Annotated in this window: 25 protein-coding genes; 9 read left to right on the top strand and 16 right to left on the bottom strand. The window is 68.4% G+C overall.

Annotation, left to right across the window (positions count from 1 at the left end):
- The first annotated feature begins 211 nt into the window (after nt 1-211).
- Together NS1_RS08700 and NS1_RS08695 are read left to right on the top strand one after the other, a co-directional pair.
- The gene (locus NS1_RS08700) at nt 212-1,759 is read left to right on the top strand and encodes an LVIVD repeat-containing protein (RefSeq protein ID WP_062983183.1); all 1,548 of its coding nucleotides are present in this window, start codon (nt 212-214) and stop codon (nt 1,757-1,759) included.
- Nucleotides 1,756-2,382: a DUF305 domain-containing protein gene (locus NS1_RS08695; protein WP_062983181.1), complete on the top strand. Its 627-nt coding sequence runs from the start codon at nt 1,756-1,758 to the stop codon at nt 2,380-2,382. The genes NS1_RS08700 and NS1_RS08695 overlap by 4 nt, the downstream gene beginning before the upstream one ends.
- 32 nt (nt 2,383-2,414) lie before the next feature.
- Here NS1_RS08695 and NS1_RS08690 read toward each other — a convergent pair whose 3' ends face one another.
- The 4 genes from NS1_RS08690 to NS1_RS08675 form a co-directional block, all read right to left on the bottom strand.
- On the bottom strand, nt 2,415-3,272 hold the full coding sequence (locus NS1_RS08690) for an isocitrate lyase/PEP mutase family protein (RefSeq protein ID WP_174562635.1): 858 nt from the start codon (nt 3,270-3,272) through the stop codon (nt 2,415-2,417).
- A 73-nt stretch (nt 3,273-3,345) separates the two neighbouring features.
- Nucleotides 3,346-4,002 (bottom strand): GntR family transcriptional regulator, encoded by a 657-nt coding sequence (locus tag NS1_RS08685; RefSeq protein ID WP_062983177.1) that lies wholly within the window; start codon nt 4,000-4,002, stop codon nt 3,346-3,348.
- Entirely contained in the window at nt 3,989-4,720 is a 732-nt protein-coding gene (locus NS1_RS08680) for a maleate cis-trans isomerase family protein (RefSeq protein ID WP_062983175.1), read from the bottom strand. The genes NS1_RS08685 and NS1_RS08680 overlap by 14 nt, the downstream gene beginning before the upstream one ends.
- A 28-nt stretch (nt 4,721-4,748) precedes the next feature.
- On the bottom strand, nt 4,749-5,489 hold the full coding sequence (locus NS1_RS08675) for a maleate cis-trans isomerase family protein (RefSeq protein ID WP_056810269.1): 741 nt from the start codon (nt 5,487-5,489) through the stop codon (nt 4,749-4,751).
- Between the two features lie 86 nt (nt 5,490-5,575).
- Here NS1_RS08675 and NS1_RS08670 point away from each other — a divergent pair, with 86 nt between their 5' ends.
- The gene (locus NS1_RS08670) at nt 5,576-6,541 is read left to right on the top strand and encodes a D-2-hydroxyacid dehydrogenase (RefSeq protein ID WP_062983173.1); all 966 of its coding nucleotides are present in this window, start codon (nt 5,576-5,578) and stop codon (nt 6,539-6,541) included.
- 12 nt (nt 6,542-6,553) lie between these two features.
- On the top strand, nt 6,554-7,954 hold the full coding sequence (locus NS1_RS08665) for an amidase (protein ID WP_084503600.1): 1,401 nt from the start codon (nt 6,554-6,556) through the stop codon (nt 7,952-7,954).
- Between the two features lie 95 nt (nt 7,955-8,049).
- Here NS1_RS08665 and NS1_RS08660 read toward each other — a convergent pair whose 3' ends face one another.
- Complete coding sequence (locus NS1_RS08660) at nt 8,050-8,544, bottom strand: DUF3830 family protein (RefSeq protein ID WP_062983171.1); 495 nt, start codon at nt 8,542-8,544, stop codon at nt 8,050-8,052.
- Between the two features lie 80 nt (nt 8,545-8,624).
- Complete coding sequence (locus tag NS1_RS08655) at nt 8,625-9,866, bottom strand: aspartate aminotransferase family protein (protein WP_062983170.1); 1,242 nt, start codon at nt 9,864-9,866, stop codon at nt 8,625-8,627.
- Between the two features lie 108 nt (nt 9,867-9,974).
- Here NS1_RS08655 and NS1_RS08650 point away from each other — a divergent pair, with 108 nt between their 5' ends.
- From NS1_RS08650 to NS1_RS08640, 3 genes are all read left to right on the top strand, one after another.
- The gene (locus NS1_RS08650; protein WP_174562634.1) at nt 9,975-11,492 is read left to right on the top strand and encodes an NAD-dependent succinate-semialdehyde dehydrogenase; all 1,518 of its coding nucleotides are present in this window, start codon (nt 9,975-9,977) and stop codon (nt 11,490-11,492) included.
- Between the two features lie 9 nt (nt 11,493-11,501).
- Nucleotides 11,502-12,575 carry a tartrate dehydrogenase gene (locus tag NS1_RS08645; protein ID WP_062983169.1) on the top strand — a complete coding sequence of 358 codons (1,074 nt, stop codon included), beginning with the start codon at nt 11,502-11,504 and terminating at the stop codon, nt 12,573-12,575.
- 266 nt (nt 12,576-12,841) lie between these two features.
- Nucleotides 12,842-14,050, top strand: a complete 1,209-nt coding sequence (locus NS1_RS08640; RefSeq protein WP_255284460.1) for a molybdopterin-binding protein — start codon at nt 12,842-12,844, stop codon at nt 14,048-14,050.
- Nucleotides 14,051-14,131: 81 nt separating this feature from the next.
- On the opposite strand, the gene NS1_RS08635 is transcribed toward NS1_RS08640, so the two are convergent.
- Nucleotides 14,132-15,373, bottom strand: a complete 1,242-nt coding sequence (locus NS1_RS08635) for an SPFH domain-containing protein (RefSeq protein ID WP_062983167.1) — start codon at nt 15,371-15,373, stop codon at nt 14,132-14,134.
- Between the two features lie 3 nt (nt 15,374-15,376).
- Nucleotides 15,377-15,808 carry an NfeD family protein gene (locus NS1_RS08630; RefSeq protein ID WP_062983166.1) on the bottom strand — a complete coding sequence of 144 codons (432 nt, stop codon included), beginning with the start codon at nt 15,806-15,808 and terminating at the stop codon, nt 15,377-15,379.
- A gap of 106 nt (nt 15,809-15,914) precedes the next feature.
- Here NS1_RS08630 and NS1_RS08625 point away from each other — a divergent pair, with 106 nt between their 5' ends.
- Nucleotides 15,915-16,739: a DUF3097 domain-containing protein gene (locus tag NS1_RS08625; protein ID WP_062983165.1), complete on the top strand. Its 825-nt coding sequence runs from the start codon at nt 15,915-15,917 to the stop codon at nt 16,737-16,739.
- A gap of 112 nt (nt 16,740-16,851) precedes the next feature.
- A complete protein-coding gene (locus NS1_RS08620; protein WP_056810293.1) occupies nt 16,852-17,664 on the top strand; it encodes an Rv1486c family protein in 813 nt (270 codons plus the stop codon).
- A gap of 49 nt (nt 17,665-17,713) precedes the next feature.
- Here NS1_RS08620 and NS1_RS41260 read toward each other — a convergent pair whose 3' ends face one another.
- The 8 genes from NS1_RS41260 to NS1_RS08580 form a co-directional block, all read right to left on the bottom strand.
- Entirely contained in the window at nt 17,714-18,211 is a 498-nt protein-coding gene (locus tag NS1_RS41260) for a hypothetical protein (RefSeq protein WP_062983163.1), read from the bottom strand.
- 90 nt (nt 18,212-18,301) lie between these two features.
- Entirely contained in the window at nt 18,302-18,697 is a 396-nt protein-coding gene (locus NS1_RS08610) for a hypothetical protein (RefSeq protein ID WP_062983161.1), read from the bottom strand.
- 86 nt (nt 18,698-18,783) lie between these two features.
- Nucleotides 18,784-19,833, bottom strand: coding sequence for a ferrochelatase (locus NS1_RS08605; protein WP_062983159.1), 1,050 nt, complete (start codon nt 19,831-19,833; stop codon nt 18,784-18,786).
- Nucleotides 19,833-20,669 (bottom strand): NADH-dependent enoyl-ACP reductase InhA, encoded by an 837-nt coding sequence (gene inhA, locus NS1_RS08600; RefSeq protein WP_056810305.1) that lies wholly within the window; start codon nt 20,667-20,669, stop codon nt 19,833-19,835. Before inhA ends, NS1_RS08605 begins: the two co-directional genes overlap by 1 nt.
- A 180-nt stretch (nt 20,670-20,849) precedes the next feature.
- Nucleotides 20,850-21,566 (bottom strand): 3-oxoacyl-ACP reductase FabG1, encoded by a 717-nt coding sequence (gene fabG1 / locus NS1_RS08595; RefSeq protein WP_056810308.1) that lies wholly within the window; start codon nt 21,564-21,566, stop codon nt 20,850-20,852.
- A gap of 85 nt (nt 21,567-21,651) precedes the next feature.
- The gene (locus tag NS1_RS08590; protein ID WP_062983157.1) at nt 21,652-22,656 is read right to left on the bottom strand and encodes a VWA domain-containing protein; all 1,005 of its coding nucleotides are present in this window, start codon (nt 22,654-22,656) and stop codon (nt 21,652-21,654) included.
- Complete coding sequence (locus NS1_RS08585) at nt 22,653-23,609, bottom strand: DUF58 domain-containing protein (RefSeq protein ID WP_062983155.1); 957 nt, start codon at nt 23,607-23,609, stop codon at nt 22,653-22,655. The genes NS1_RS08590 and NS1_RS08585 overlap by 4 nt, the downstream gene beginning before the upstream one ends.
- 23 nt (nt 23,610-23,632) lie before the next feature.
- Complete coding sequence (locus NS1_RS08580; protein ID WP_062983153.1) at nt 23,633-24,793, bottom strand: AAA family ATPase; 1,161 nt, start codon at nt 24,791-24,793, stop codon at nt 23,633-23,635.
- Nucleotides 24,794-24,822: the final 29 nt, after the last annotated feature.

Raw genomic sequence — 24,822 nt, 5'->3', positions numbered from 1 at the left:
CGAAATACCCTTCGGCAACCATTCGTACGGCCTACTATTCGTGATGCGGCACAACTGTCTGAGCCAGTTGCGTTGTCCGCATCATTGATTCGGGAGGGCAACGATGGCACCAGGTCCGCACACCGACCCACGACCACACGCCGAGCCCGCGTCCGGGCAGAGCGATACCGGGACGGGTCCGCCGCACTCGATTCACCGGCGCCATTCGCCGATGCGGTACGTGGCGGCGGCCGCGATCACCGCACTCGTGGCGCTCGGACTGCCGTCGGGTGCGTCAGCGGATTTCGGCGCCGACCTGACCGGCACGGTGCAGGAATTCCTCGATGTGGGTCGAACGGCGGTGCCGCGCGCCGACTGTGGGCCCGGTTCGCTGCCGGAAACCGGATTGCAGGGCGATGTGCCCGCCGGTGACCGAGACAGTGGGCGCAGCACGCAGGGCTATCGCTGCAATATGTCGATGATCGGGGGCTACGCCGGCCGCGGAGCGGGCATCACCTCCACCAGTTTCGAACACTGCGCCTACATGGGCACGTTCTTCCCCGGCAACATGCTGAGCGAACACCCGGGCGTTCAGGTGCTCGATGTCTCCGATCCGGCGAATCCGCGACTCACAGCGACCCTCGCCGAACCCGCGATGCTGGCCGGGACCTGGGAGACGTTGAAGGTCAACACCACTCGCAAACTGCTCGTCGGGACAGGTGTGCCGGTCGGCATCGGGGCCGGATACCTCTCGGTGTACGACATCTCCGATTGCGCGCATCCCCGTCTGCTCAATCCGGGAACCGGCTCGAATCTGCTGATGCCGCTGCCGATCACGACCCACGAGGGCGGCTTCTCCCCCGATGGCCGCACGTACTGGGCCTCGGGCCTGGTGCCCGGTTTCCTCAGTGCGATCGATCTCACCGATCCGGCGAATCCGCGGGTGATCTGGCAGGGGCTGACGGGAATCGAGGCGCACGGACTCGGTGTGAGTCCCGACGGCGACCGGCTCTACATCTCCGCGCTCAGTGGATTCACCGTGCTCGATGTGAGCGCGGTGCAGCGACGCGACCCGAATCCGCAGGTGCCGCATCTCGGCCGGACGTTCTGGACCGACGGCTGGGCCACCCAGCACAGCGTGCCTGTGACCTATGACGGCGTGCCCCATCTGTTCACCGTCGACGAGGGCGGTTCCGGCGGAGTGAAACTCATCGACGTGTCCGACGACAGCGCGCCGCGCATCACCGCGAAGATCAAACTCGAGATCAACCTGCCCGACAATATCGACGCGGGTGTCGGTTCCGCCATGGGTGGTTCGGCGTTCTCCTACGAATCGCACTACTGCGCCGCCGACCGTCCCGACAACCCGACCGCGCTGGCCTGCGGCTGGGTCTCCTCCGGTATCCGGGTGTTCGATGTCCGCGATCCCGGCGAGATCCGCGAGATCGCCTACTTCAATCCGCCTGCCCGCACCGGCCGTAACCTCGAGATCTGGAACTCGCCCCACGCCCTGGCCTCGATCATCGGAATTCCGGTGATGAGTGCTCCGGCTGCGCTGCGGTCGATGGCCGAGGGTCTGTTCGATCCGGCGCAGGTGCTCACCGCTCGGGCCGGCGACATCGCGTTCGGTGACCTGTCCACGGACTGGTGCCTCTCCCCGCCGGAGTGGCGGGGCGATCAGCTCTATGTCACCTGCTCCGACAACGGGTTCATGGTGTTGCAGCTCGACAACGAGGTGTACACGCCGCCCGCGAATCAGCAGTCCACGGTCGGGTCGTGACCGTGGGTCGGGTGATCAGGCTGGCGTTCGCCGGTGCGGCCGCGCTGTTCCTGCTGGCACTGGGCGCGGCACTGCGACCGCTGTTCGTCACCGAGACAGCAACGCCCGCACCAGTTCTCACCGCGACAGAGCTGGGTTTCGTCCAGGACATGACCGCCCACCACCAGCAGGCGCTCATCCTCACCGAACGCCTCGACCCGGCCGCCGATCCCACCGTGCGCAGACTGGCCGACCAGATCGCCGACACCCAGCGCGTGGAAATCGGCACCCTGCTCGGCTGGACCCAACTCGTCGGCGCGGCCCCCACCGCCGACGTCCCGATGAGCTGGATGGCGCGAACCCACCACCACTCGACCACCGGGCCGACCACGATGCCCGGCATGGCCACCACCGCCGACCTCGACACCCTCGCCGCGGCGCGCGCGGCCGACGCCGAAACCCTCTTCCTGCAACTGATGTACCGCCACCACGCGGGCGGAATCACGATGGCCCGCGCCGCCGACACCCTGCTCGCCTCGGGCCCCGTGAAACAGGCCGCTCGCGCGATGGCCCAGTCCCAGAGCCAGGAACTGGGTTACCTCGGCATGCTGCTCGACCTCCGAGGCGCCCGACCCACCTCCTGATCGAGATCACCGAGCGCGAACGAACGGCGCGGTCACCTGGCGCGGTCGGCGAAATGGGCGTTGAGAGCCGATTGGGCAAGTTGGGTGTTGCCGTAGGTGAAAGTGCCGTGTTCGGCGAGCTCGGTCGCCGCGTCGAGGAGGTGGCGGTAGAGCAGGCGGGCGATGCTGCCGCCGACCGTGACCCGGCGGACGCCGAGGTCGGCGAGCTCGGCCATCGACAGCGCACCACCGGTCAGTCCCATCACGACATTGAGTGGGCCGTCGAGCGCTTCGACCAGGGTGGCGATAGTGGCGGCGTCGGCGGCCCCGGGGACGAAGGCGCAGTCCGCACCCGCGGCGAGGTAGGAGTTGGCGCGGCGAATCGCCTCGTCGAGACCCGCGTCCACGAGCAGCGCGTCGGTGCGACCGACGAGTACGAACGGCTCGCCGCTGGCAGCCACCGCCGCGCGCGCCGCGCGGACCCGGTCCACCGCGTGTACCTCGTCGAACAGTGGGGTGGTGCGGTCGCCGGTGAAGTCCTCGATATTCCCGCCCGCCGCACCGGCGTCGATCGCGAGGGAGATCGTGGTCGCCACTTCCTGCGCGTCCGGCCCGTACCCCTCCTCGAGGTCGGCGCTGACAGGCACCCGCACGGCACCGGTGATCTCGTGGATCCGCCGCATCATCGTCGAGCGATCCACGCGCCCGTGCGCACCGTGCTCGGTGAAGAAGTCGTGATCGGGACGACCGAAGGAGAACGCGACGCCCGCGCTGGTGGTGGCGATCGCCGGGAATCCCACCGACTCGAGCATCCGCGCGCTGCCCGCGTCCCAGGCATTCGGCAACAGGAAGCAACCCGCGCGGTGTAGATCGACAAAGGCCTGCGCGCGTGTCCGCTGTTCGCTGTCCACGAGAACTCCTGGTGCGAGTCGGGATGTCCGTACCGGGTCCATTCTGCCCCGAGGCGCAGCCCGTGCACCTCCGCTAGCGGTCGCCCAGGCGGCGGACCGCGTCGTCCATGTGTTCCACGAGAAGGGCGCGCGCACGCTCGGGTGAACCGGTGCCGATCGCCTCGTGGAGTTCGACGTGTTCGCGGGCTTGTTCGCGCAGGTCGGGGTAGGTGGTCTGGAGGGCGCCGAGGCACATGCGAGTTTCGATGAGCAGGGTGCGGGCGGCGCGGACGAGGCGTGGGCTGTTCGCGGCGGTGACGAGGGCTTCGTGGAAGGCCTGGTCGGCGTCGGAGACACCGGGTGCGTCACCCACTTCGGCGGCGATTCGCATGGCGGCGACGCTGGATTGCAGTGCGGCATAGGCGATCTCGCGGCGACCGTCGAGGATGAGGTCGAGCGCGCCGCCTTCCAGCGCGGTGCGGGCGCGGTAGATGTCGACGACGTCGTCGGTGGTGAGTTCGATGACGAAGATGCCGCGGTTGCGGATGCTGAACAGCAGGCCCTCCTGGACGAGGCGTTGCATGGCCTCGCGCACGGGTCCGCGCGAGACGCCGAAACTGGTCGCCAGATCGGCCTCACCGAGTTGGGCGCCGGGGCCGAGCGCACCGCGCATGATCGCCTCGCGCAGCCGGTCGGCGATCATCTCCGCGGTGGACTGCTGGTTGACGGGCTCGAAATCAATGATCGACATGCCGACTCCCCTCCGCGAATAACGCGCCGAGCGCGGGGACGAACGGGGTGACCCCGGCCAGTCGCAACCCTTCCCAGATGGTGACCTGGTTCGCCGTCAGCACCGGCTTGCCGAGCGCGGCTTCGAGTGTAGGAAGCACCTCGAGAGTATGCATGGCCGTATCCGGGATGAGCAGCGCCTGGGCGTCGGGGTGATCGTTGGCGACGGCCAGGGTCAGGACCTGGTCCGGTGTGAGGGTGCCGACCTCCGCGGCGGTGTCGATGCCCGCGCTCGACATCGATACCACCTCGATCCCCGCGTCGGCGAGGAACTCGACGAACAACTTCGCCACGTCCTCGGGGTAACTCGCGACGACGGCCACCCGTCGCACACCGAGCGCCCGCGCCGCTTCGACGAACGCGAAACTCGTACTGGAGGCGGGCACTCCGGCCGCCTCGGCAAGGCGCTCGACCTGACCACGGGCGCCTTCGGGCCCGTAGACGAAACTGCCCGAGGTGCAGGCCCAGACGACGACGGCCGGTGCCTCGGGGGCGAGCAGCGCCGCGCCGTGGCTCAGCTTCTCCGGGCTGCCCAGATCGAGCAGTTCGGGGACGGCGTGCAGATCGGTGCCGTAGATGTGGGCCACCGGCAAGGCGGCGTCGAGCAGGGCCGCCGCGCGGGGGTAGTCGTCTTCGGCGGCGTGGTCGGGGTAGATGAATCCGATTGTCGGCGTGTGCATCTCGCTCCGTTCAGAAGACATTGAGCCGTCAGAAGACATTGACGAGCCACTTCCCCGGGCCCATCATGGGCAGTTTCATCCGGCCGAGGCAGGCCCACATGGTCAGTTGATTGGCGGTGAGGACGGGTTTGCCGAGTGCCTGTTCGAGTGGCTCGATCACGTCGTAGGTCGGCAGGTTGGTGCAGCTGACGAAGATCGCTTCGGAGCGCGGATCGTCGGCGCCGAGAATCCGCTCGGCGATGGTGCGGTAGTTGACCTTCCAGATACCGCCGCCGAGCCCGAGGTGATCGGACTTGATCGTCGTGCAACCCGCTTCGTCGAGGAACTCGTGCAGTTTGCCGGTGAGGATCTCGTCGTAGGGCGTGATCACCGACATGCGGGTGATGTTGAGGTGCTTGATCGCTTCCACCAGGGCGCCCGAGGTGGTCACCGCGTCGGGTGCGCCCGCCAGGCAGATCGCTTCCCGCAGGGACCGTTCGTAGGCCAGGCCGTTGATGAAGCTGCCCGACGTACACAGGTAGGCCACGACTTCCGGCTCCACGTGCAGCACGTCGTGCGTCGCCGCGGTGAGGTGCAGTGGATTGGACACCAGTTCGGCCATGGCCAGCGACACCGGTACCGGTTCATAGGGGGTGCGGGCCAGGTGCAGACTCACCTCCAGGGGAGCCCACCGCCATAATTCCCGTTCGAGGGCAAGGTCGAACGGCGCGATCACGCCGATGCCTCGTTGGGCAACCGGCCCCTCGATGTCCGGGAAGCTGAACTCCACTGCGGCCCCTCTCGCGCTCAGCCGGGCAGACCTCCGAACACGATCGGATTGTTGACAATCATACGATCTGATCGTACGGTGTCAATGTGGAAAACGGGCCGATTGTCACCGTCCTACATCGTGACAGCGTGCCCGAATCGGACCTCATGGCCCCCGTTGCCGAGCGCGCCGACGTGCGCTACACCGAGGCCGACGGGCTCGCCGATGCGCTGCGCGGCGCCGATGTGCTGTTCGTCTACGACTTCCAGACTCGCGCCGTACCCGGTGCGTGGCACAGCGCCGATCGCCTGCGCTGGCTGCACATGGGCGGCGTCGGCGTGGACCCGGTGATGTTCCCGCCACTGCGCGCCTCCGATGTGGTGGTCACCAATACCCGCAATGTCTTCGATACCGCGATCGCCGAATACGTTCTCGGACAGATCATCTCGTTCGCCAAGGACCTCCCCGGATCGATCCGGCTGCAGCAGCGGCACGAGTGGCGCCACCGCGAATCCGAACGCGTGGCCGGGGCGACGGCGCTGATCGTCGGCACCGGTTCGATCGGCCGGACCATCGCGCGATTGTTGCGCGCCACCGGGATGACGGTGCGCGCGGTAGGACGTCGCGCCCGCACCGGCGACCCGGATTTCGGCACCGTCGGCGACGATCTGCATGCCGAACTGCCCGGTGCCGACTACGTGATCGCGATCGCGCCACTCACCGCCGAGACCAGACACATGTTCGACGCCGCCGCGTTCGCGGCGATGAAACCGCATGCGAGGTTTGTCAATGTCGGACGCGGGGAACTAGTGGTTACCGACGATCTCGTCGCCGCGCTCGGCAACGGTTCGATCGCCGCGGCCGCATTGGACGTGGTTGACCCGGAGCCGCTACCTGCCGGTCATCCGCTGTGGGATCTGCCGAACGTGGTGCTCACGCCACACAATTCGGGCGATTTCCACGGCTGGCGCACCGAGATCGTCCGCGCATTCACCGACAATTTCGGCAGGTGGGCAGCCGGTCTGCCGCTGGACAACGTTGTCGACAAGACGCTCGGGTACGTGCCCGGCTGAAGGAGCCCCGCCATGACGCAGCCCGACCCCGATCTGCCCACCGATCCCACCGCGATGACCGCGGTGCAGCTGGTCTCGGCCTACGCGGCCAGGCAGCTCTCCCCCGTCGAGGCCACGCAAGCCTGCTTGGACGCCATCGCCGCCCGCGACGGCGCGCTCAACGCCTTCTGCCTGGTCGATCCGGATCGGGCGTTGGTACAGGCCAAGGACTCCGAGGCGCGCTGGCAGTCCGGCAATCCGCGCGGGTTACTCGACGGCGTGCCGATATCCATCAAGGACATCTTTCTGACCGAGGGGTGGCCGACCCTGCGCGGTTCCACCTGTATCGACGCGGGCGGGCCGTGGTCGGTGGACAGTCCGGTCGCCGCGCGGCTGCGCGAGGACGGGATGGTGTTCGTCGGGAAGACGACCACCCCGGAGATCGCGTGGAAGGGTGTCACCGACAGTCCGCTGACCGGAATCACCCGCAATCCCGCCGATCCCACGACGACGGCGGGCGGGTCGTCCGGGGGCAGCGCGGCAGCGGTCGCGGGCGGGATGACGCCGGTGTCGGTCGGTACCGACGGGGGTGGCAGCATCCGGATTCCGGCGTCGTTCTGCGGGATCGTCGGTTTCAAACCGACGCACGGGCGGATTCCGCTCTACCCGGCCAGCCCGTTCGGCCCCCTCGCGCACGCCGGGCCGATGACGCACACCGTCGAGGACGCGGCGTTGCTGATGGACATCCTCTCGCTGCCCGATCCCCGAGACCCGACGGCGCTGGCGCCCACCCTCACGACCTTCCGCAGTCAGATGCAGCGGGATGTGCGTGGGCTGTCGGTCGGCTACTCCGCCACGCTCGGGTACGCCCAGGTCGACCCCGAGGTCGCCGAGATCGTCGAGCGCGCGGTCGCGCGGCTGGCCGAGGCCGATCTGACCATCGACGCGGTCGATCCCGGATTCGCCGACCCGCGTGCGGCTTTCGAAACGCTGTGGGCCGCGGGTGCGGCGACCATGCTGTCGAAGTTCCCGGCCGGCTCCCGCGAGAAGGTGGATGCCGGTTTGGGTGCGGCGTGGGCTCGTGGTGAATCCGTCAGCGCCGTCGACTATCTCGACGCCCGCCACGTCGCCGCCGAGGTCGGCATCACGATGGGCACCTTCCACATGTCCTACGACGTGCTGATCACCCCGACCATGCCGATCACCGCGTTCGAAGCCGGACACGATGTGCCGCCGGGCAGCGGGCTCGACGGCTGGCCCGACTGGACCCCGTTCACCTACCCGTTCAACATGACGCAGCAGCCCGCCATCAGCATTCCGGTCGGCACGACGCGCGCCGGGATGCCGGTGGGCATGCAGATCGTCGGACCCCGGCACTCCGACGATTTGATCCTCGCGGTCGCCAGGCACGCCGAGTTCGTGCTGAACTCCTGAATTAGGTAGTCGCCGCTGCGACGCCGCCGGATCGTGCCGACGGCGTCGCGGCGACTATGCCGAACGGTCGTGCCGAGCACGACCCCGGTGTCTGTTCATGCGCGGGCGAAAGCCAACGTCTCGCCCTCGACGCCGCGCAACCACAGCCTTTTGCAGGCTGTCGCCAAGTCCGCGAGGCCGTCCTCGATGGAGGCGAAGACGCTACCGGGCACCCAGCCGAGGTCGCCGTTGATCAGCAGGTTGTTGCGGCCGTAGAACAGGGCCAGGTCGGTGGCGCCCTGGGCATGGTGGGCCGCGGAGCCGGGTTCGTAGCCGTAGGCGGGGTTGCCGATTTCCCACGGTTCGAAGTCGAAGAGGCAGACGTCGCCGGGAATCGGAGTGACAGTGGGGTTCTCGCGATGTGGCGCCGCGGTGATGCGCGGCACCAGCGTGTAGACCTCGTTGCGGGCGTACTTGGCGTGGAAGGCGTCGCCCTCCTGGGGCAGCGCATCCCAGACGGCGGCGCACGTGAGCGGGGCTTCGTCGTCGAGGAGGCGAGCGCGGCAGGTGACGCCGGCTTTGGTGAGGGTGATGCTCATGTAGCGGGCCATCGATCCTGCTTCCTGTGCGGTGCGAGCGGAGCTGCGTCGGTGCGTGGTCCCGCTCGATGCCCGAGCGGGACCACGGCGGACTACAGCTCGGCGAGGACCTCCGACCAGATGGCCAGGGCGTCCTCGACTTGGCTGTCGGTGACGATCAGCGGCGGGATCATGCGTACGACATTCATGTGCGCGCCGCAGGTGAGCAGCAGCAGGCCCTTGTCCACGGCCGACTTCTGCGCGGCCGTCGCGGTCGCGGTGTCGGGTTCACCTGTCGCCGTGGTGAATTCGGCGCCTACGAGCAGGCCGAGACCGCGGACATCACCGATCGCCTTGGTGGCGAGCCCCCGGACACCGGCGAGCAACTGCGTGCCGCGCATGGCGGCGTTGTCGACCAGCCCCTCGGTCTGGATGACCTCGAGAGTCGCCACGGCGGCGGCACAGGCCACCGCGTTTCCGCCGTATGTTCCGCCCTGGGACCCCGGCCAGGCCTTCGCCATCAATTCCCCCGACGCCGCGATGCCCGACAGCGGGAAGCCGCTGGCCAGACCCTTGGCGATGGTGATCACGTCGGGGCGCACGTCGAAGTGCTGGTGGCCGAAGAACTTTCCGGTCCGGCCGAACCCGGTTTGGATCTCGTCGAAGACCAGCAGGATCCCGTGCCGGTCGGCGCGCTCGCGCAGGCCCTGGAAGAACCGGGTGTTGCCGGGGATGTAGCCGCCCTCGCCGAGCACCGGTTCGACGATGAACGCGGCGGTTTCCACGGGCGAGGTGAGGGTGGCGAGCAGATAGTCGAGCTCACGCAGGGCGAAGTCGGTGGCCTCCTCCTCGCTCCAGCCGTAGCGGAAAGCGGTCGGGAACGGGGCCACGTGCACACCCGACATCAGCGGGCTGAAGCCCGCCGAGAACCGGGTCCCCGAGGTGGTCATGGTCGCGGCGGCGACGGTACGGCCGTGAAAACCGCCGTGGAAGACGATCACGTTCGGCCGTCCGGTGGCCTGGCGGACCAGGCGCAGCGCCGCCTCGACCGCCTCGCTGCCGGAGTTGGCGAAGAACAGCGTGTCCAGGCCCTCGGGCAGCACGGTGCCGAGGCGCTCGGTGAGTTCGAGCAGCGGCCGGTGCAGCACCGTCGTGTACTGCCCGTGGATCAGCTTGGCGACTTGGGCTTGCGCGGCCGCCACCACGGTGGGATGGCAGTGGCCGGTGCTGGTGACGCCGATCCCGGCGGTGAAGTCCAGGTAGCGGCGACCGTCGGTGTCGTAGAGGTAGCAGCCTGCGCCGTGATCGACGTGAACGGGCGTGGCCTGCTTCAGGACGGGAGACAGCTCGGTCATCAAGGACTCCCCAGATTGTCTATTGTCGGATTGTTGACAATATGCATAACATGGCGGCAGGGGTCACAGCAATGGTTGATCCACCGCGTCGGGAGGCAGGGCAGGCGAATGAGCGAGGAACGAGGGCTCCTTACACACGAGTCCGGGGGCAGCGCACAGCTGCTCGACAACCTGAGCGCCGCCGAACGAGCCGCGATCGACAGCGTCCCGAAAGGGCTGTTCATCGGTGGCGGATGGCGCGACTCCCCCGCCACGCTGCCCGTCCTCGATCCCTCGACCGGCGTGCGGCTGTGCGCGGTGGCCGACGCGACCCCGGCCGACGGACTCGACGCGCTCACCGCCGCGGCCGAGGCGCAGGCGGACTGGGCGAACACCCCGGCACGCACCCGCAGCGACATCCTGATGCGCGCGCACCGCGCACTTCTCGCCGACACCGAACGCCTCGCCCTGATCATGACGCTCGAGATGGGCAAGCCGGTGACAGAGGCGCGCGGCGAAGTCGCCTACGCCGCGGAGTTCTTCCGCTGGTTCGCCGAGGAAGCCGTCCGCCTCGACGGCGGATACATGCCCGCGCCGACGGGGGGCTCACGGTTTCTGGTGACGAAACAGCCGGTGGGGCCGAGCCTGCTCATCACGCCGTGGAACTTCCCGATGGCCATGGGCGCCCGCAAGATCGCGCCCGCCTTGGCCGCCGGATGCACCTGCGTCGTGAAGCCCGCCGAACAGACGCCTCTGTCGATGCTGGCGCTCGCGGCGATTCTGTCCGAGGCGGGCGTGCCCGCCGGTGTGGTGAATGTGGTGACCACCGCCGACCCCGGCGCGGTGATGACACCGATCATCGCCGATCCCCGCTCCCGCAAACTCTCCTTCACCGGGTCGACCGCCATCGGGAAACTCCTGCTGGAACAGTGCGCCCGCACCGTCATGCGCACCTCCATGGAACTCGGCGGCAACGCGCCGCTGCTGGTGTTCGACGATGCCGATCTCGACGAAGCGGTCGAGGGCGCGCTGGCCGCCAAGATGCGCAATATCGGCCAGGCCTGTACGGCCGCGAACCGCATTCTGGTGCAGCGCGGCATCGCTGACGCATTCGCCGAACGACTGGCCGCACGGATGGCGGCGTTGCCGATGGGCCGCGGCACCGAGCCGGGCGTTGTCGTCGGGCCGCTCATCGACGCCGACGCCGTCGCCAAGGTCGAACACCTCGTGGCCGACGCACGCCGACGCGGCGCGAAGGTGCTGCTGGGTGGCACGGCGATCGACGGACCGGGCACGTTCTACCCGGCGACCGTACTCACCGACGTGCCCGACGACGCGGAGCTGTGCCACACCGAGATCTTCGGTCCGGTCGCCGCGATCGGCGTCTTCGACACCGAGGACGAAGCGATCACCCGTGCCAACGACACCCCCTACGGGCTGGTCGCGTACGTGTTCACCGAGAACCTGCGGCGCGGACTGCGCGTCTGCGAAGCTCTCGAGACGGGGATGGTCGGCCTGAATCAGGGCGTGGTCTCCAATCCGGCCGCACCGTTCGGCGGGGTGAAGGAATCGGGGCTCGGACGCGAGGGCGGGTCCACCGGAATCGACGAATTCCTCGAGACCAAATACATCGGCGTCAAGGTTTAGGGAGACAGCGTGAGCACATACCGGATCGCGACCATTCCGGGTGACGGAATCGGCGTCGACGTGACGATCGAGGCGGTGAAGGTACTCGACCGGGTCCTGCCGGGGATCAGCTGGACCGAGTTCGACTGGTCCTGTGAGAACTATCTGCGGACCGGGGCGATGATGCCGACCGATGGGCCCGAGCAGCTCGCGCAGTTCGATGCGATCCTGTTGGGCGCCGTCGGATTCCCCGGGGTGCCCGACCATATCTCGCTGTGGGGCCTGCTGATTCCGCTGCGGCGCGCCTTCGCTCAGTACGTCAACCTGCGGCCGGTGCGGCTGCTGCCCGGCACGGAATCGGCACTGCGCGATCGCACTGCCGAGGACCTCGACATTCTCATCGTGCGCGAGAACTCCGAGGGCGAGTACTCCGAGATCGGCGGCATCCACAACCCGGGCAGGCCGGACGAATTCGTCCTGCAGGAATCGGTGTTCACCCGGACCGGCTGCGAACGGATCATCCGCTACGCCTTCGACCGTGCCGCCGAACGCTCGGGAAAGCTCTGCTCGGCGACGAAGTCGAACGGCCTGATCCACTCGATGCCCTACTGGGACAGCGTTTTCGAGCGCATCGCGGCCGAGTATCCGACGGTGCGTACGCGACAGATGCACGTCGACGCACTCGCCGCCGAAATCGTGCTCCACCCCGACCGCCTCGACGTGATCGTCGGCTCGAACCTGTTCGGCGACATCCTCTCCGACCTCGCCGCGGCCGTCACCGGCGGACTCGGGCTCGCGCCCTCGGGCAATATCAACCCCGCGGCGGACGCACCGTCGATGTTCGAGGCCGTGCACGGCAGCGCGCCCGACATCGCAGGCCTTGGCATTGCCGACCCGGTGGCCCAGATCCTCGCCGGCGCCATGCTGCTGTCGCACCTCGGCGAGCACGCCGCGGCCGCCGCCGTAGACCGGGCGGTCTGCGATGTGCTCGCCGCGGGCACGGTCCGCACACCGGACCTGGGCGGCACCGCGACCACCGCCGAACTGGGTACTGCCATCGCCGACCGTGCCGCCGAACTCGCGAACACCCTCACCGAGGCGTGACCCGGACACCACCGGCGGCGACGCAGCTGTCCGGCACCCGAACACGCGGGTCGCTTCGGCACCCCGGCCTCTGAGCGCCCGGGACCCCTCCCGCAGGCCACTCGAGACCGGCGGACAGGTACGTGACGCCGAACTACGCACCGAGCGGCCTCCGCTCGCGTGAGCACAACGTCATCGCGAGGCAACTGCCCAGAAAATCGCAGGCAATCGCTGGTGCGCACCATGAGGTCGCAGTGTCGGTGTTGGTCCTCGGAAGGCGAGACGTGGTGACGAGCGCACGGGTGGGCGTAGTTCCGGCAGTGCAGTGTGGGCTGGGTCGGGTGCGCGCACAGATAGCCGCGGACCTCGAACCGATCGCGGTGCGAGAGCGCCCCGTGGCCGAGGCGGTCGGGGCGACCCTGGCCATGGCCTTGGCCGCGGGCACTCCCCTGCCACGCGTGGACAGCGCCGCCATGGACGGCTACGCGGTCGCGGGCCCGGGACCGTGGTGGCGGCTGCACCAGCAGGTCAGCTACGCCGGACGTGGCTGCTCGGTGGTGCTGGCGCCCGGCGAGGCGGTGCGGATCGCGACCGGCGCGGCGACCCCGCTGGGCACCACGGCAACCCTGCGCGACGAACACATCGTGACCACGAGCGTGTCCGGCAAACCGGTGGTGATGCGCGCGCCCGGCGCGCCGGTGCGCGACGACACCCGCCGCCAAGGCGAACACTGGAGCAGCGGAACGGAATTGGCTCGCGCCGGAGCCCGCGTCTCACCGGCACTCGCTTCGGCCGCGCTCAGCGCCGAAGCCGAAACCGTCACCGTGCGTGGCCCTTTGCGCGCAGACGTGGTGATGACCGGCGACGAGATCCGCGCTGTCGGCCCACTCGGCCCGGGCGAGACCCGCGACTCGCTCGGCCCGGTAATGCCGGAGTTCTTGCGCTGCTGCGATATCGAGAGCACCGGCCTGTGGCACCTCGCCGACAGCCGCGACCTGCTGCGCTCCTGGCTCACCCTGAAATCGCACGCCGACCTGGTTGTCATGGTCGGTGCCACCGGTCGCGGCGCCGCCGACCACCTGCGCACCCTGCTCGCCGACCTGGGCGCCCGCATCATCGTCGAACGGATAGCGATCCGCCCCGGCGGCTCCACCCTGGTCGCCCAGCTCCCCGACGGCCGAGTCCTCCTGGGCCTGCCCGGCAACCCCTTCGCCGCCGTGGCGGCGCTCTTGGCCGTCGGCCCGGCAATCGTCGACGCCCTCACCCTGCGCACCCCCGGCCCCACCATGTGGGGCCGCCTTTCCGACGCCGGCGTCATGGAAGGCGAGGCCACCCGGATAGTCGGCGTCCAGCAACACCCCGGCGGTGTCTGGCGCAGCACCGGCCCCGCTCACACCCCCCACCTGGCCGGCCTCATCCCCTGCCAAGCCCTGGCCATCCTTCCGCCCGGCACCGGCCGAGGCTCCCTCGTGGAACTCCTTCCCCTCCCTCACTGAACCGATAGCGTTGCCGCACAACAGAAACGGCCCCGGTGTGGAAGTCCACACCGGGGCCGTACTCTGCTGGATTCGACAGGATCAGCCGTGTTGCGGTGGCTGCCAAGGGCGACCGTAGGGGTCGTCCGGGCGCGAGGCGCGGTGTTCCGCCGGGGCGATCGGGGGTGGAGTCGGCAGTTCCGGGTTCCCCTTTTCCACTGAGGTCTTCGGCCGGGGTACGGGGGAATCGAAACCTTCGACGGGGGTGCGGGCGGTGGCTTCCGCGGCGCGCACGGCTTCGGCGATCTTGGGGTCCGAGGCGGTTTCGAACCAGTCGGCCACGTCGGTGTCGTCTTCGATCTTCACCGGGGCTTCGTCGGCGGACGGTTCGTAGCGGAATACACCGTCCTCGCCCTTGGTGGCGAAGTTCTGGGCGAAACCTTCCAGCGCCTTGCCGAAATCGCTGGGGACCAGCCACACCTTGTTCGCATCGCCCTTGGCCACCATCGGCAGGGTCTGCATGTATTGGTAGGCAAGCAGTTCCGGCGTCGGCTTGCCGTTCTTGATCGCGGCGAAGACCTTCTCGATCGCCTTCGCCTGACCCTGGGCCTGCAGGTAGGAGGCGGCGCGTTCACCCTGCGCGCGCAGGATGCGGCTCTGGCGTTCGCCCTCGGCCGACAGGATCGAGGACTGCTTACCGCCCTCGGCGGTCAGGATCGCCGCCTGCTTGGCGCCCTCGGCGGTCTTGATCTGCGCTTCGCGGTTACCTTCGGCGGTGAGGATCGTCGCGCGCTTCTCGCGATCGGCCTTCATCTGCTTCTCCATCGATTCCTGGATCGACGGCGGCGGATCGATGGACTTGAGCTCCACCCGGGCCACCCGAAGGCCCCAGCGGCCGGTGGCCTCGTCGAGCACGCCGCGCAGCTGGTTGTTGATCTGATCGCGCGAGGTCAGCGTCTCTTCGAGGGTCATGCCGCCGACCACATTGCGCAGGGTGGTGACGGTGAGCTGCTCGACCGCGGCGATGTAGTTGCTGATCTCGTAGACAGCGGCCTGCGGGCTGGTGACCTGGAAATACACCACCGAGTCGATCTGCAGGGTGAGGTTGTCCTGGGTGATCACCGGCTGCGGCGGGAACGACACGACCCGCTCGCGCAGGTCGACCTTGGCGCGGACGCGATCGGCGAACGGGACGAGGAACGTGAGCTGACCGGACACGGTGCGCGAATACCGCCCGAGCCGTTCGATCACCGCCGCCTCGGCCTGTGGGACGAGCGCGATCGATTTGAAAACCACCACCACGACCAACAGGACGAGGACGGCGGCCACGATCAAGGCAACCATGTTCTAGGGACCCTTCCAGACGACGGCTGTCGCGCCATCGATCTTCATCACATAGACAGTCACACCGGCTTCGTACACTTCAGTCGGGTCGAGCGGACGCGCGGTCCAGACCTCGCCACCGAGCTTGACCTGCCCCGAATATTCCGCGACCTGCTCGAGCACCAGGGCCGACTTGCCTGGCAGCGCATCGGCGTTCGTCGGAGTGGGTGGCGGGCTACCGAACTTGCGGCGCAGTAGCGGGCGTACCCCGACGAACAGCACACCGGCCATCGCGGCGAACACCAGCGCGTCGCCCCACACGGGGAGATCGGTCGCCGCGCTGACGCCCGCCGTGCCGAGTGCGGCCACGCCCAGCGTGAGCAGCGTGAGATCCCCGGTGAGCATTTCCGCCGCCGCGAGAACGATGCCCGCGATCAGCCAGACTATTGCGGCCACACTGCCAGCCTAGCCCCGATGACCGGTTTGCGGGCGGCCTCGCGCGATCGGTTCGACCGGTGCGGCGGTGCAGCGCACTGCGTTGCGTGCGCGGTAGTTTCGGGGCGTGAGCGCAGGAGACAGTTACGGCGATATCTATTCCGGACACGATCGGACCAAGAAGAAGCCGGTGCCGACAGTGCGGGCCGAGCGCGACTTGGTGGTGGAGGACGCGGCGAGCGGATTCTGCGGTGCCGTAGTCGGTTTCGACCGCAGCTACGACGGCGAGTTCGTGAAGCTGGAGGACGCGCGCGGCGCGGTGCGGTTGTTCGCGATGCGGGAAGCGGCCTTCCTGATCGACGGGAAACCGGTGACGCTGACCAAGCCCACCGCCGCCGCGCCGAAACAGCCCACCCGGTCGTCGTCGGGTTCCACCCGCGTCGACGGCCTGCGCGCGCGGGTCGCGCGGACCAGCCGGATCTGGGTGGAAGGCGTGCACGACGCGGCGCTCGTGGAACGGGTGTGGGGCCACGATCTGCGGGTGGAGGGCGTGGTCGTCGAACATCTGGAGGGTCTCGACAATCTCGGCGCCCGGCTCACCGAATTCGAACCGGGTCCCGGCGCACGGGTGGGGGTGCTGGTCGACCACCTGGTGACCGGCTCCAAGGAGACGCACCTGACCACCGGGCTCGGACCGCATGTACTGGTGACCGGCCATCCGTACATCGATGTCTGGCAGGCGGTCCGTCCCGCCGCACTGGGCATCGACGCCTGGCCGACGGTGCCGCGCGGCGAGGATTGGAAGACCGGAATCTGCGCGCGCCTGGGCTGGGGAACACCGCAGCAGGGGTGGCGCCGTGTCTACGATGCGGTCGACTCGTTCCGGGATCTGGAAGCCCCGCTCATCGGGGCCGTCGAACGGCTCATCGACTTCGTGACCGAGCCCGAGTGAACGCACAGCAGGTCAGGCGGGTCCTCGCGCCGAATACCGCGACCTGCGTAGGCAACATCGACGAGCTCGGTGCGCGCACGCGATTGCCGCCGAACCTTTATGCTCGATGATTATGTGCTCTCCCAGTGCCACGCTGACGCTGTGGGCCGGCTCCTGGCTGGCCGGTACCAGCGCGCCCGACGACGTGCTGGAGGCACTGCACGCCTGGGCGCCGCGCCACACCATCGCGGCGGGCGATCCGGTCACCGGCGGACGCACCGATCTGCCGTGGACCTCACGCGGCGAAGCGGGCACCGGCGCCATGCCGTTGCTCAAGGTGATCCGCGAGGCGATGGCGCCGGCCGGGGCGCACTTGCGCCTTGTCCTGCCCGCGGCGGGTGATGTGCGCGGGCTGCCCGTTGGCACCGCCTTCGCCGCCGACGCGATCGACGCCGAGGAAGGCCTGCTGCTCGGTGTTCCCGGCGAGCCGGGCACCGGCCTGATCCCACAGTGGGACGACGACGAAACCCTACAGTGGACCGTCTACGGCGTCGACCTCCCCCGCATCGTGGGTCACGACATGTCGCTCGGCGAGGCCGAGTACACGATGCGCGAATCGGTCCGCGACGCCGCCGACGCCCTCATGCAACTGCACACCACCTCGGTCGGCAACGGCGACGACGATCCGCGCGAGCAGATCGAAGCTCAGCTCGCGGCCTACTCACGTCACGCCTATCCCGACTCGATCCCGCTGCGCGCCAAGCGGATTCTCGATACCGCCGATCACGTGGCCGCGATTCTCACCGTCGCCCAGCACGAACCGGCGTCCTCGCCCACCTCGGCCACCGCGATCGGCGCGCACGAATCCCTGCTGCGCCCGCTGTGGAACACGATCCGTGAGGCCCGTCTCGTCGCGGTCCACGCCGCCGCCCGCCGCGACGGCTAGACCTACCGCGTTCGCCGACGTCCGGCGGTGCCCGCCGGACCCCGATTCGTCAGCGACGGTACGGCTGCTGGTACTGCGGCTGCTGTGGGTACGGCATCTGCTGGGGGTACGGGTACGCCTGCTGCTGTGGGTACGGCATCGGCTGCTGTTGCGGATACAGCTGGGGGTAGTGACCCTGCGGATAATGCGGCGGGTACTGGGCCTGCGGGTAGCCGGGCCCGGACGGGTGCTGCTGCGGGTAGGGCTGCTGATACTGGGCCGGATGCGGCTGGGGCGCCATCTGCTGCGGTGGCGGCATCTGTTGTGGCGCAGCCTGATTCGAGGAACCACTGAACGCGCGGATCACCACGACCAACACGATGAGCACGATCGCGGCGATGATGAGATACCAGACCCACTCCGGAACCCCACCGCCCCCGACGCTCACGCTGCTACCGCCCCCACGACGGGCCAGCACCGCCTCCGCATCGCCCACGAGGACGCGATCGCCTGCGAGAAGGCCACCTCCCCGAGATAGTGCGGTCACCGTTATCTCGGCATAGTTCATCGGACCCTCCCCGTAGCGTCACGCAGACCTCCGGGCGAAGGTCTGCGGGCGATGCTAACGCAGAGCCGACGCGAAGTGGGAAGTGCCAGTTCAGAATCCGCCGAGGGCGACCTTCAGATCAGGGACATCGAGCGACTTCAGCGTGGCGTCGCGCACCTGCGGACAGGTGCGGATGGTGACGGTGTCGACGATGCGGCGGTTGTAGGCGATGGCGGCATTGGCCACGGTGTCGTTCACTGTCCACAACCTCACCGCGCCGGTGAACGCCACCCGTGCGACCGGCGGGCCCAGCGCCTTCCACGTGCCCTTCTGTCCATCGAGAATGCCGCAGAGATCCTGCACCGAGGCCTGCGAAATCGTGGGTTCGGTGGGCTGTGGGGGCTGGGTCTGATAGCCGGAGTCGTTGCCACACCCGGTCAGGCCGAGCGCGGCGGCGGTCAGCACCAGGGCGAGCCCGGCTGCGCGGCGCGGCGGTATCGAAATCATCGGAAATCCTCCGATCAGTCGAGCGCAACTGTGAAAAGGCTACTCCTCGAACCGGGGGCTACCGGTGAATGGTTATCCGGTTGTGTTCAGCGACGAGCCGGGCGCGCGGGCAGTTCGCAGCAACCGGGCGCGCACAGGGCACCGTCGACGGTGCAGCCGTAACCCGGGACTTCGCCGAGTTCACGCACCGGACCGCCGCTCACCCGTTCGGCGATCAGTTCGACGATCATCCGGGAGAACCGCGGGTCGGTGCCGGGAGTCCCCGCGCGGGCGAAGGCCATCCCGAGTTCGTCGGCCCTGGCCGACGCTTCGTTGTCGAGATCCCAGATCACCTCGAGGTGATCGGAGACGAAACCGACCGGGCACACCACCACCGCGTCGATGCCCTTGCCGTGCAGCGCATCCAGGTGGTCGACGATGTCGGGTTCGAGCCACGGCACCTGCGGTGGGCCCGAACGCGATTGCCATACCACGTCGTACTCGGCGAAACCGGTTGCCGCGGCGCACAATCGGGCGGCTTCGGCGACCTGCCTGCTGTAGAGGCGGCCACCGTCGGCAGGCGGGCCCGCCGTGGCGTCGGCGGAGACGGGAATGGAGTGCGCGGTGAAAACCAGGCGCGCGCCGCTACGGCGATCGGCCGGAATCTGTTGCACCGCAGCGGTGATCGCGTCGGCGAAGGACTCGATCAGCAGCGGGTGGTCGAAGTACTGGCGCAGTTTCACCAGCTCCGGGGCACCGGCACCGACGGCCGCGCGGGCCCGGGTGATGTCCTCGTCGTACTGGCGGCAACCGGAATACCCACCCCACGCGGAGGTGGTGAGAACCAGCGCCGAGCGCACGCCGTCGGCGGTCATCCGCGCGACGGTGTCCTCGACCATGGGATGCCAGTTGCGATTGCCGAAGTAGACCGGCAGATCCAGCCCGGCATCGGCGAGGTCGGCCTCCAGCGCGGTGATGATCTGCCGATTCAACGCGTTGATCGGCGAGATCCCACCGAAATGCAGGTAGTGCTGCGCGACCTCGGCGAGGCGTTCCGGAGGCACCCCGCGGCCCCGAGTGACGTTCTCCAGGAAGGGGATCACGTCCTCGGGACCTTCGGGGCCACCGAAGGACAGCAGCAGCAGGGCGTCCGGCATCAGCTCAGCGACATGTTCTCCGGGAACCACATGTTGTGGCTGGCGCCGCCGTCGACGTAGATGATCGAGCCGGTGGTGGCGGGCAGCCAGTCCGAGAGCAGCGCCACGATCGACTTGCCGACCGCGCGCGGGTCGTTGCCGTCCCAGCCGATCGGCGACGCGCCGTCCCAGTACTCGTCGAGCTGGACGAGCTGCTTGGCATCGTCGGTGGCGGTACCCGCGATGGCCTTGGCGGCGAGGGTCTTGATCGGACCCGCGGCGATCAGGTTCGAACGAATCTTCTTGGCGGCACCCACCTCGCGCGCCACGTAGCGGTTCACCGACTCGAGCGCGGCCTTGGACACGCCCATCCAGTTGTAGTACGGCATGGCCACGCGCGGATCGAAGTCCATACCGACGATCGAGCCACCCTCGTTCATGACGGGGAGCACGGCGCGAGCCAGCGAGGCGTAGCTCCAGGCCGAGATCTCGAACGACTTGGAGACGTCGGGGCCGGGGCCCTCGAGGAACGGCAGCGCGCCGGGGCCCATGATCGAACGGGGCGCGAACGCGATCGAGTGCAGCACGCCGTCGACGCCCTCGGGCGCGATCTCACGCAGCTTCTCGGTGAGGGCGGCCAAATCCTCTTCGTTGGTCACGTCGAGGCCGATGGCAGGCGGCACTTCCTGCGGCAGCCGCTTGGCGATGCGGTCGATGAGCCGCAGGCGGTCGGGAATACCGGTGATGATCACCCTCGCGCCCTGCTCCTGCGCGATCGCGGCCGCGTGGAACGCGATCGACGAGTCGGTGATGATGCCGGTGACCAGGATGGTCTTGCCTTCGAGCAGTCCGCCCATGAGTTTTCGGTTCTCCTGAAATCAGTGTGGTTTGCTGCCACCTTGTCGGTGGCGCGGTGCGGTCTGTTAGCGGATCAGTGACCCATGCAATAGCGACCGTCGACGTGGACAACAGCGCCATGTCGGATCAGTGACCCATGCAATAGTGACCGTCGGCGTGGACAACAGCGCCATGTCGGATCAGTGACCCATGCCCATGCCGCCGTCGACCGGGATGACTGCACCGGAGACATAGCGAGAGTCCTCAGAAGCGAGGAAGCTGACCACAGCGGCGATGTCTTCCGGCTGGCCGAGACGCTGCAGCGGAATGTACTTCTTCGCCATGGTCTTCAGATCTTCGGGCAGGTCCGCGGTCATATCGGTCTCGATGAAGCCCGGGGCGACCACGTTGGAGGTGATCGAACGCGAGCCCAGCTCCCGAGTGAGCGACCGCGCCATGCCGATGACGCCGGCCTTGGACGCAGCGTAATTGAGCTGACCGGCCTGGCCGGCCATGCCGACCACCGAGCCGAGGAAGATCAGCCGGCCCCAGCGACCCTTGAGCATGGCTCGATTGGCCCGCTTGGCACAGCGGAACGCGCCGGTGAGGTTGGCGTCGATGACCCGTTCGAACTGGTCCTCGGTCATGCGCATCAGCAGGGTGTCGTCGGTGATGCCCGCATTGGCGACCAGCACCTCGACCGGACCCTGGTGCTCCTCGACTTCGGTGAACGCACGATCGACCGAATCACTGTCGGTGACATCGCACTTCACACCGAAAAGACCCTCGGGAACCCCCGATCCGCGATGGGTGACGGCGACCTTGTGGCCGTCGGCCTGCAGGCGCTGCGCGACAGCGAGACCGATACCGCGGTTACCGCCGGTGACCAGGACCGACCGGGATGTGACGTTCGACATAGGGTTCAACCTATCTGTTCCGATTCGTGCGCCCCGCGTCAGGGTCGCGCCGTTGCGACAGCTCACAACGCGGGGGCGGTGGGAGCTAGGGCAGACGTTGACGATAGAGCAAACTGACCACGACTCCGGCCGCGATGGCCAGCATGCCGAGCAGCAGCCACGGCCTGCTCGCATCGCCACGCGTGGTCTCGTAGCCGATCTGTTCCTCGAGGGTGTCGTAGACCGCGGTGAGTTCGGCCAGCGACGAGGCGGTGTAGAAGTCACCGCCCGACAGCTCGGCGATCTCGCGCAACGAATCGTTGTCCACGGGGACCTTCACCCGCTGCGAACCCTTGCCGTCGGAGTCCGGGATCTCGACCGTGCCCCACTCGGTGCCGAAGGAGATCGTCGAGACCGGGATGCCCTTGTTCTTGGCCAGGCGCGCGGCGGTGAAACCGTGGCGCGGGTTGTCGACGTCCTTGTCGTCGGGCACGGTCTGCTTACCGTCCGACATCAGCACCACGCGCGCGGGCGGGGGCGTCTCGGCGCCGCCGAGCACGGCGGCCAGCGTGTCGATCGACTGCAGCGCGGTGAGGACGCCCTCGCCGGTGGCGGTGCGCTCGGCCAGCTTGATGTTGTCGATCGAGTGCTTGACCGCCTCGCGGTTGGTCGTCGGCGACACCATCACCGAGGCCGTGCCCGCGAACGTGACGAAACCGAGGTTGATGCCCGGCGTCAGACCGTCGACGAAATCCTTACCGGCCTTCTGCGCGACCTGCAGCCGGTTCGGCGGCACATCGGTGGCCTCCATCGACAGCGAAACATCCATCACCAGAACAACTGTCGCGCGGTTGCGCGGCACCTTCTGCACGGCGGTCGGGCCCGCGGCGGCGATGGTCAGCAGCACCAGGCCGACCAGGATGAGCGCGATCGGCGCATGGCGCATCGGACTCGGGCGCGACGGTGCGACCCGCTCCAGGATGGCCATGTTGCCGAACTGCAGCATCCGCTTGTGCCGGGCGCGCTGCACCAGCACGTAGCCGAGCACGAGCAGGGCGACGACCGCGAGGAAACCGAGCCAGACAACGGCCGTGAAATGCGAAATACTCACTGGCGAGGCACCCGCCCGCTCGGGGCGCCGAGGCTGTGGCGCCGGGTGGACACGAACCGGACCACGTCGGCGATCCAGTCCCGATCGGTCTGCAGGGTGAGCACCGGCGCGCCGCAGCTGCGCAGCGCTTGGGCCACCTGCTCACGCTGGGCCCGAGCCGCGGCCGCGAAATCGGCGCGCAGCGTGGGAGTGACGCTGAACTCGCGGGTGCGGCCCGATTCGGGATCGTGCAGCACCACGTCGCCACCGTCGGGCAGCGCGACATCCAAGGGGTCGAGCACTTCCACGGCGAGCAGGTCGTGGCGGGCGGAGATCGCGCGCAGGGAGCGCTGCCAGTCGACGTCACCGAGGAAATCGCTGATCACCACGGCCAGACCGCGTTTGCGTTGCGGACGGCGCAGCGACTCGATCCCGGTTTTGAGATCACCGCGCACGCCGTCGCGGGCGTGCGGGGTGGTCGCGATGCCGCGCAACAGGGTCTGGGCGTGCATACGTCCGCTGCGTGCGGGGATGCGAACCAGGTCCTGACCGGTCGCCACGACGGCGCCGATCCGGTTGCCGCCGCCCGACGTGAGATGGGTGATCGCCGCGGCCGCCGCGATCGCGAGATCGCGCTTGTGCACCCGCCCGGTACCGAAGTCCAGGCTCGACGACAGGTCGACGACGAGCCAGGTCTCCAGCTCGCGGTCGGCGATCATCTGCCGCACGTGCGGATGGGTGGTGCGGGCGGTGACCGACCAATCCATCTGTCGCACATCGTCACCCGGCTGGTACAGCCGCGCCTCCCCCGGTTCCGAACCCGGACCGGGGATCAGCCCCTGGTGATCACCGTGCAGCACGCCGTCGAGGCGGCGCCGCACGGTCAACTCGAGGGTCTTGAGCGCGGCGGACAGCTTCGGGTCGGTCAGTTCACCGGCACGAAACGACGGCGGAGCGTGAGACGGCACGGGCACGCGGACAACGGGTTCCGGCGCACTCACTGGGGCGCAGCGGAGCCGGCGGGCTGGGACTGCTGCCCGTTCACCGCCTGCGGCACAGGCTGCTGCTGGGGCGGCTGGGGCACCGGCGGCTGCTGCGGTGCGGCCTGACCGTTGGCCTGCGGGGCGACCTGCGGCAGGCCGACGGTCTGCAGCACGCGCTTGATGACGTCCTCGGGCGAAACCTCGTCGGCCAGCGCGTCGTACGACAGCACCAGACGGTGCCGCAGCACGTCCGGGATCACCTCGACGACGTCCTGGGGCACCACGTAGTCACGGCCACGGATCAGTGCGACCGAGCGGGCCGCGGCGATGATGCCGAGGCTCGCGCGCGGGGAAGCGCCGTAGGAGATCCAGCTCGCCACATCGTCCATGCCGAAGTCGGCGGGCGTGCGGGTCGCGGTGATCACGCGGACCACGTAGTCGACGAGCGCGTGGTGGACGAAGACGTTGGCGGCCACCTTCTGCAGGCGGATGATGTCCTCGGGGTCGAGAATCTGGTTCGGCTCTGGCGCGCTCACACCCATCCGGTAGATGATCTCGCGCTCTTCCTCGACCGAGGGGTAGTCCACGACGACCTTGAACAGGAAGCGGTCGCGCTGCGCCTCGGGCAGCGGGTACACGCCTTCGCTCTCGATCGGGTTCTGGGTCGCCATGACCAGGAACGGATCGGGCATCGGGTAGGTCTTGCCGCCGATCGACAGCTTGCGCTCGGCCATCACCTCGAGCAGTGCCGACTGCACCTTGGCCGGTGCGCGGTTGATCTCGTCGGCGAGCACGAAGTTCGCGACGACCGGGCCGAGCTCGGTGTCGAATTCTTCGCGGCCCTGCCGGTAGATGCGGGTGCCGATCAGGTCGGTGGGCACGAGGTCCGGGGTGAACTGCACCCGGGAGAACGAACCGCCGATGACCTTCGCGAAGGTTTCCACCGCAAGAGTTTTCGCGACGCCCGGCACACCTTCGAGAAGCACGTGTCCGCGTGCCAGAACGGCGACTAGCAAACTCTCGACGAGCCGATCCTGCCCGACGATAACCCGCTTGACCTCGTAGATCGCCTTCTCGAGAGTCTGGACGTCACGCTCCAGGGTGCTCGGCGTGGCCGTACCGGCGTCCTTCGCCAGCTTCGGCCCGCTCACACCTTCCGTCGAAGTCACCAACATCCCCGCTTTCGCTTTGGTCCTGTGCGTGC

Origin of the sequence: Nocardia salmonicida NBRC 13393 (genome assembly GCF_001613085.1) — a bacterium.
GTDB classification, from domain to species: Bacteria; Actinomycetota; Actinomycetes; order Mycobacteriales; family Mycobacteriaceae; genus Nocardia; species Nocardia salmonicida.
Note: the sequence above shows the minus strand (reverse complement) of the source record. Positions and strands in the feature narration are given on the sequence as shown.

What these genes read in the sequence shown, in the direction of transcription:
- NS1_RS08610 (WP_062983161.1), bottom strand. Translation starts at nt 18,697, where the DNA reads ATGATTTCGATACCGCCGCGCCGCGCAGCCGGGCTCGCCCTGGTGCTG.
- NS1_RS08700 (WP_062983183.1), top strand. Translation starts at nt 212, where the DNA reads ATGCGGTACGTGGCGGCGGCCGCGATCACCGCACTCGTGGCGCTCGGA.
- NS1_RS08685 (WP_062983177.1), bottom strand. Translation starts at nt 4,002, where the DNA reads ATGTCGATCATTGATTTCGAGCCCGTCAACCAGCAGTCCACCGCGGAG.
- NS1_RS08650 (WP_174562634.1), top strand. Translation starts at nt 9,975, where the DNA reads ATGAGCGAGGAACGAGGGCTCCTTACACACGAGTCCGGGGGCAGCGCA.
- fabG1 (WP_056810308.1), bottom strand. Translation starts at nt 21,566, where the DNA reads ATGTCGAACGTCACATCCCGGTCGGTCCTGGTCACCGGCGGTAACCGC.
- NS1_RS08580 (WP_062983153.1), bottom strand. Translation starts at nt 24,793, where the DNA reads ATGTTGGTGACTTCGACGGAAGGTGTGAGCGGGCCGAAGCTGGCGAAG.
- NS1_RS08635 (WP_062983167.1), bottom strand. Translation starts at nt 15,373, where the DNA reads ATGGTTGCCTTGATCGTGGCCGCCGTCCTCGTCCTGTTGGTCGTGGTG.
- inhA (WP_056810305.1), bottom strand. Translation starts at nt 20,669, where the DNA reads ATGGGCGGACTGCTCGAAGGCAAGACCATCCTGGTCACCGGCATCATC.
- NS1_RS08605 (WP_062983159.1), bottom strand. Translation starts at nt 19,833, where the DNA reads ATGCCGGACGCCCTGCTGCTGCTGTCCTTCGGTGGCCCCGAAGGTCCC.
- NS1_RS08665 (WP_084503600.1), top strand. Translation starts at nt 6,554, where the DNA reads ATGACGCAGCCCGACCCCGATCTGCCCACCGATCCCACCGCGATGACC.
- NS1_RS08620 (WP_056810293.1), top strand. Translation starts at nt 16,852, where the DNA reads ATGTGCTCTCCCAGTGCCACGCTGACGCTGTGGGCCGGCTCCTGGCTG.
- NS1_RS41260 (WP_062983163.1), bottom strand. Translation starts at nt 18,211, where the DNA reads ATGAACTATGCCGAGATAACGGTGACCGCACTATCTCGGGGAGGTGGC.
- NS1_RS08680 (WP_062983175.1), bottom strand. Translation starts at nt 4,720, where the DNA reads ATGCACACGCCGACAATCGGATTCATCTACCCCGACCACGCCGCCGAA.
- NS1_RS08655 (WP_062983170.1), bottom strand. Translation starts at nt 9,866, where the DNA reads ATGACCGAGCTGTCTCCCGTCCTGAAGCAGGCCACGCCCGTTCACGTC.
- NS1_RS08660 (WP_062983171.1), bottom strand. Translation starts at nt 8,544, where the DNA reads ATGGCCCGCTACATGAGCATCACCCTCACCAAAGCCGGCGTCACCTGC.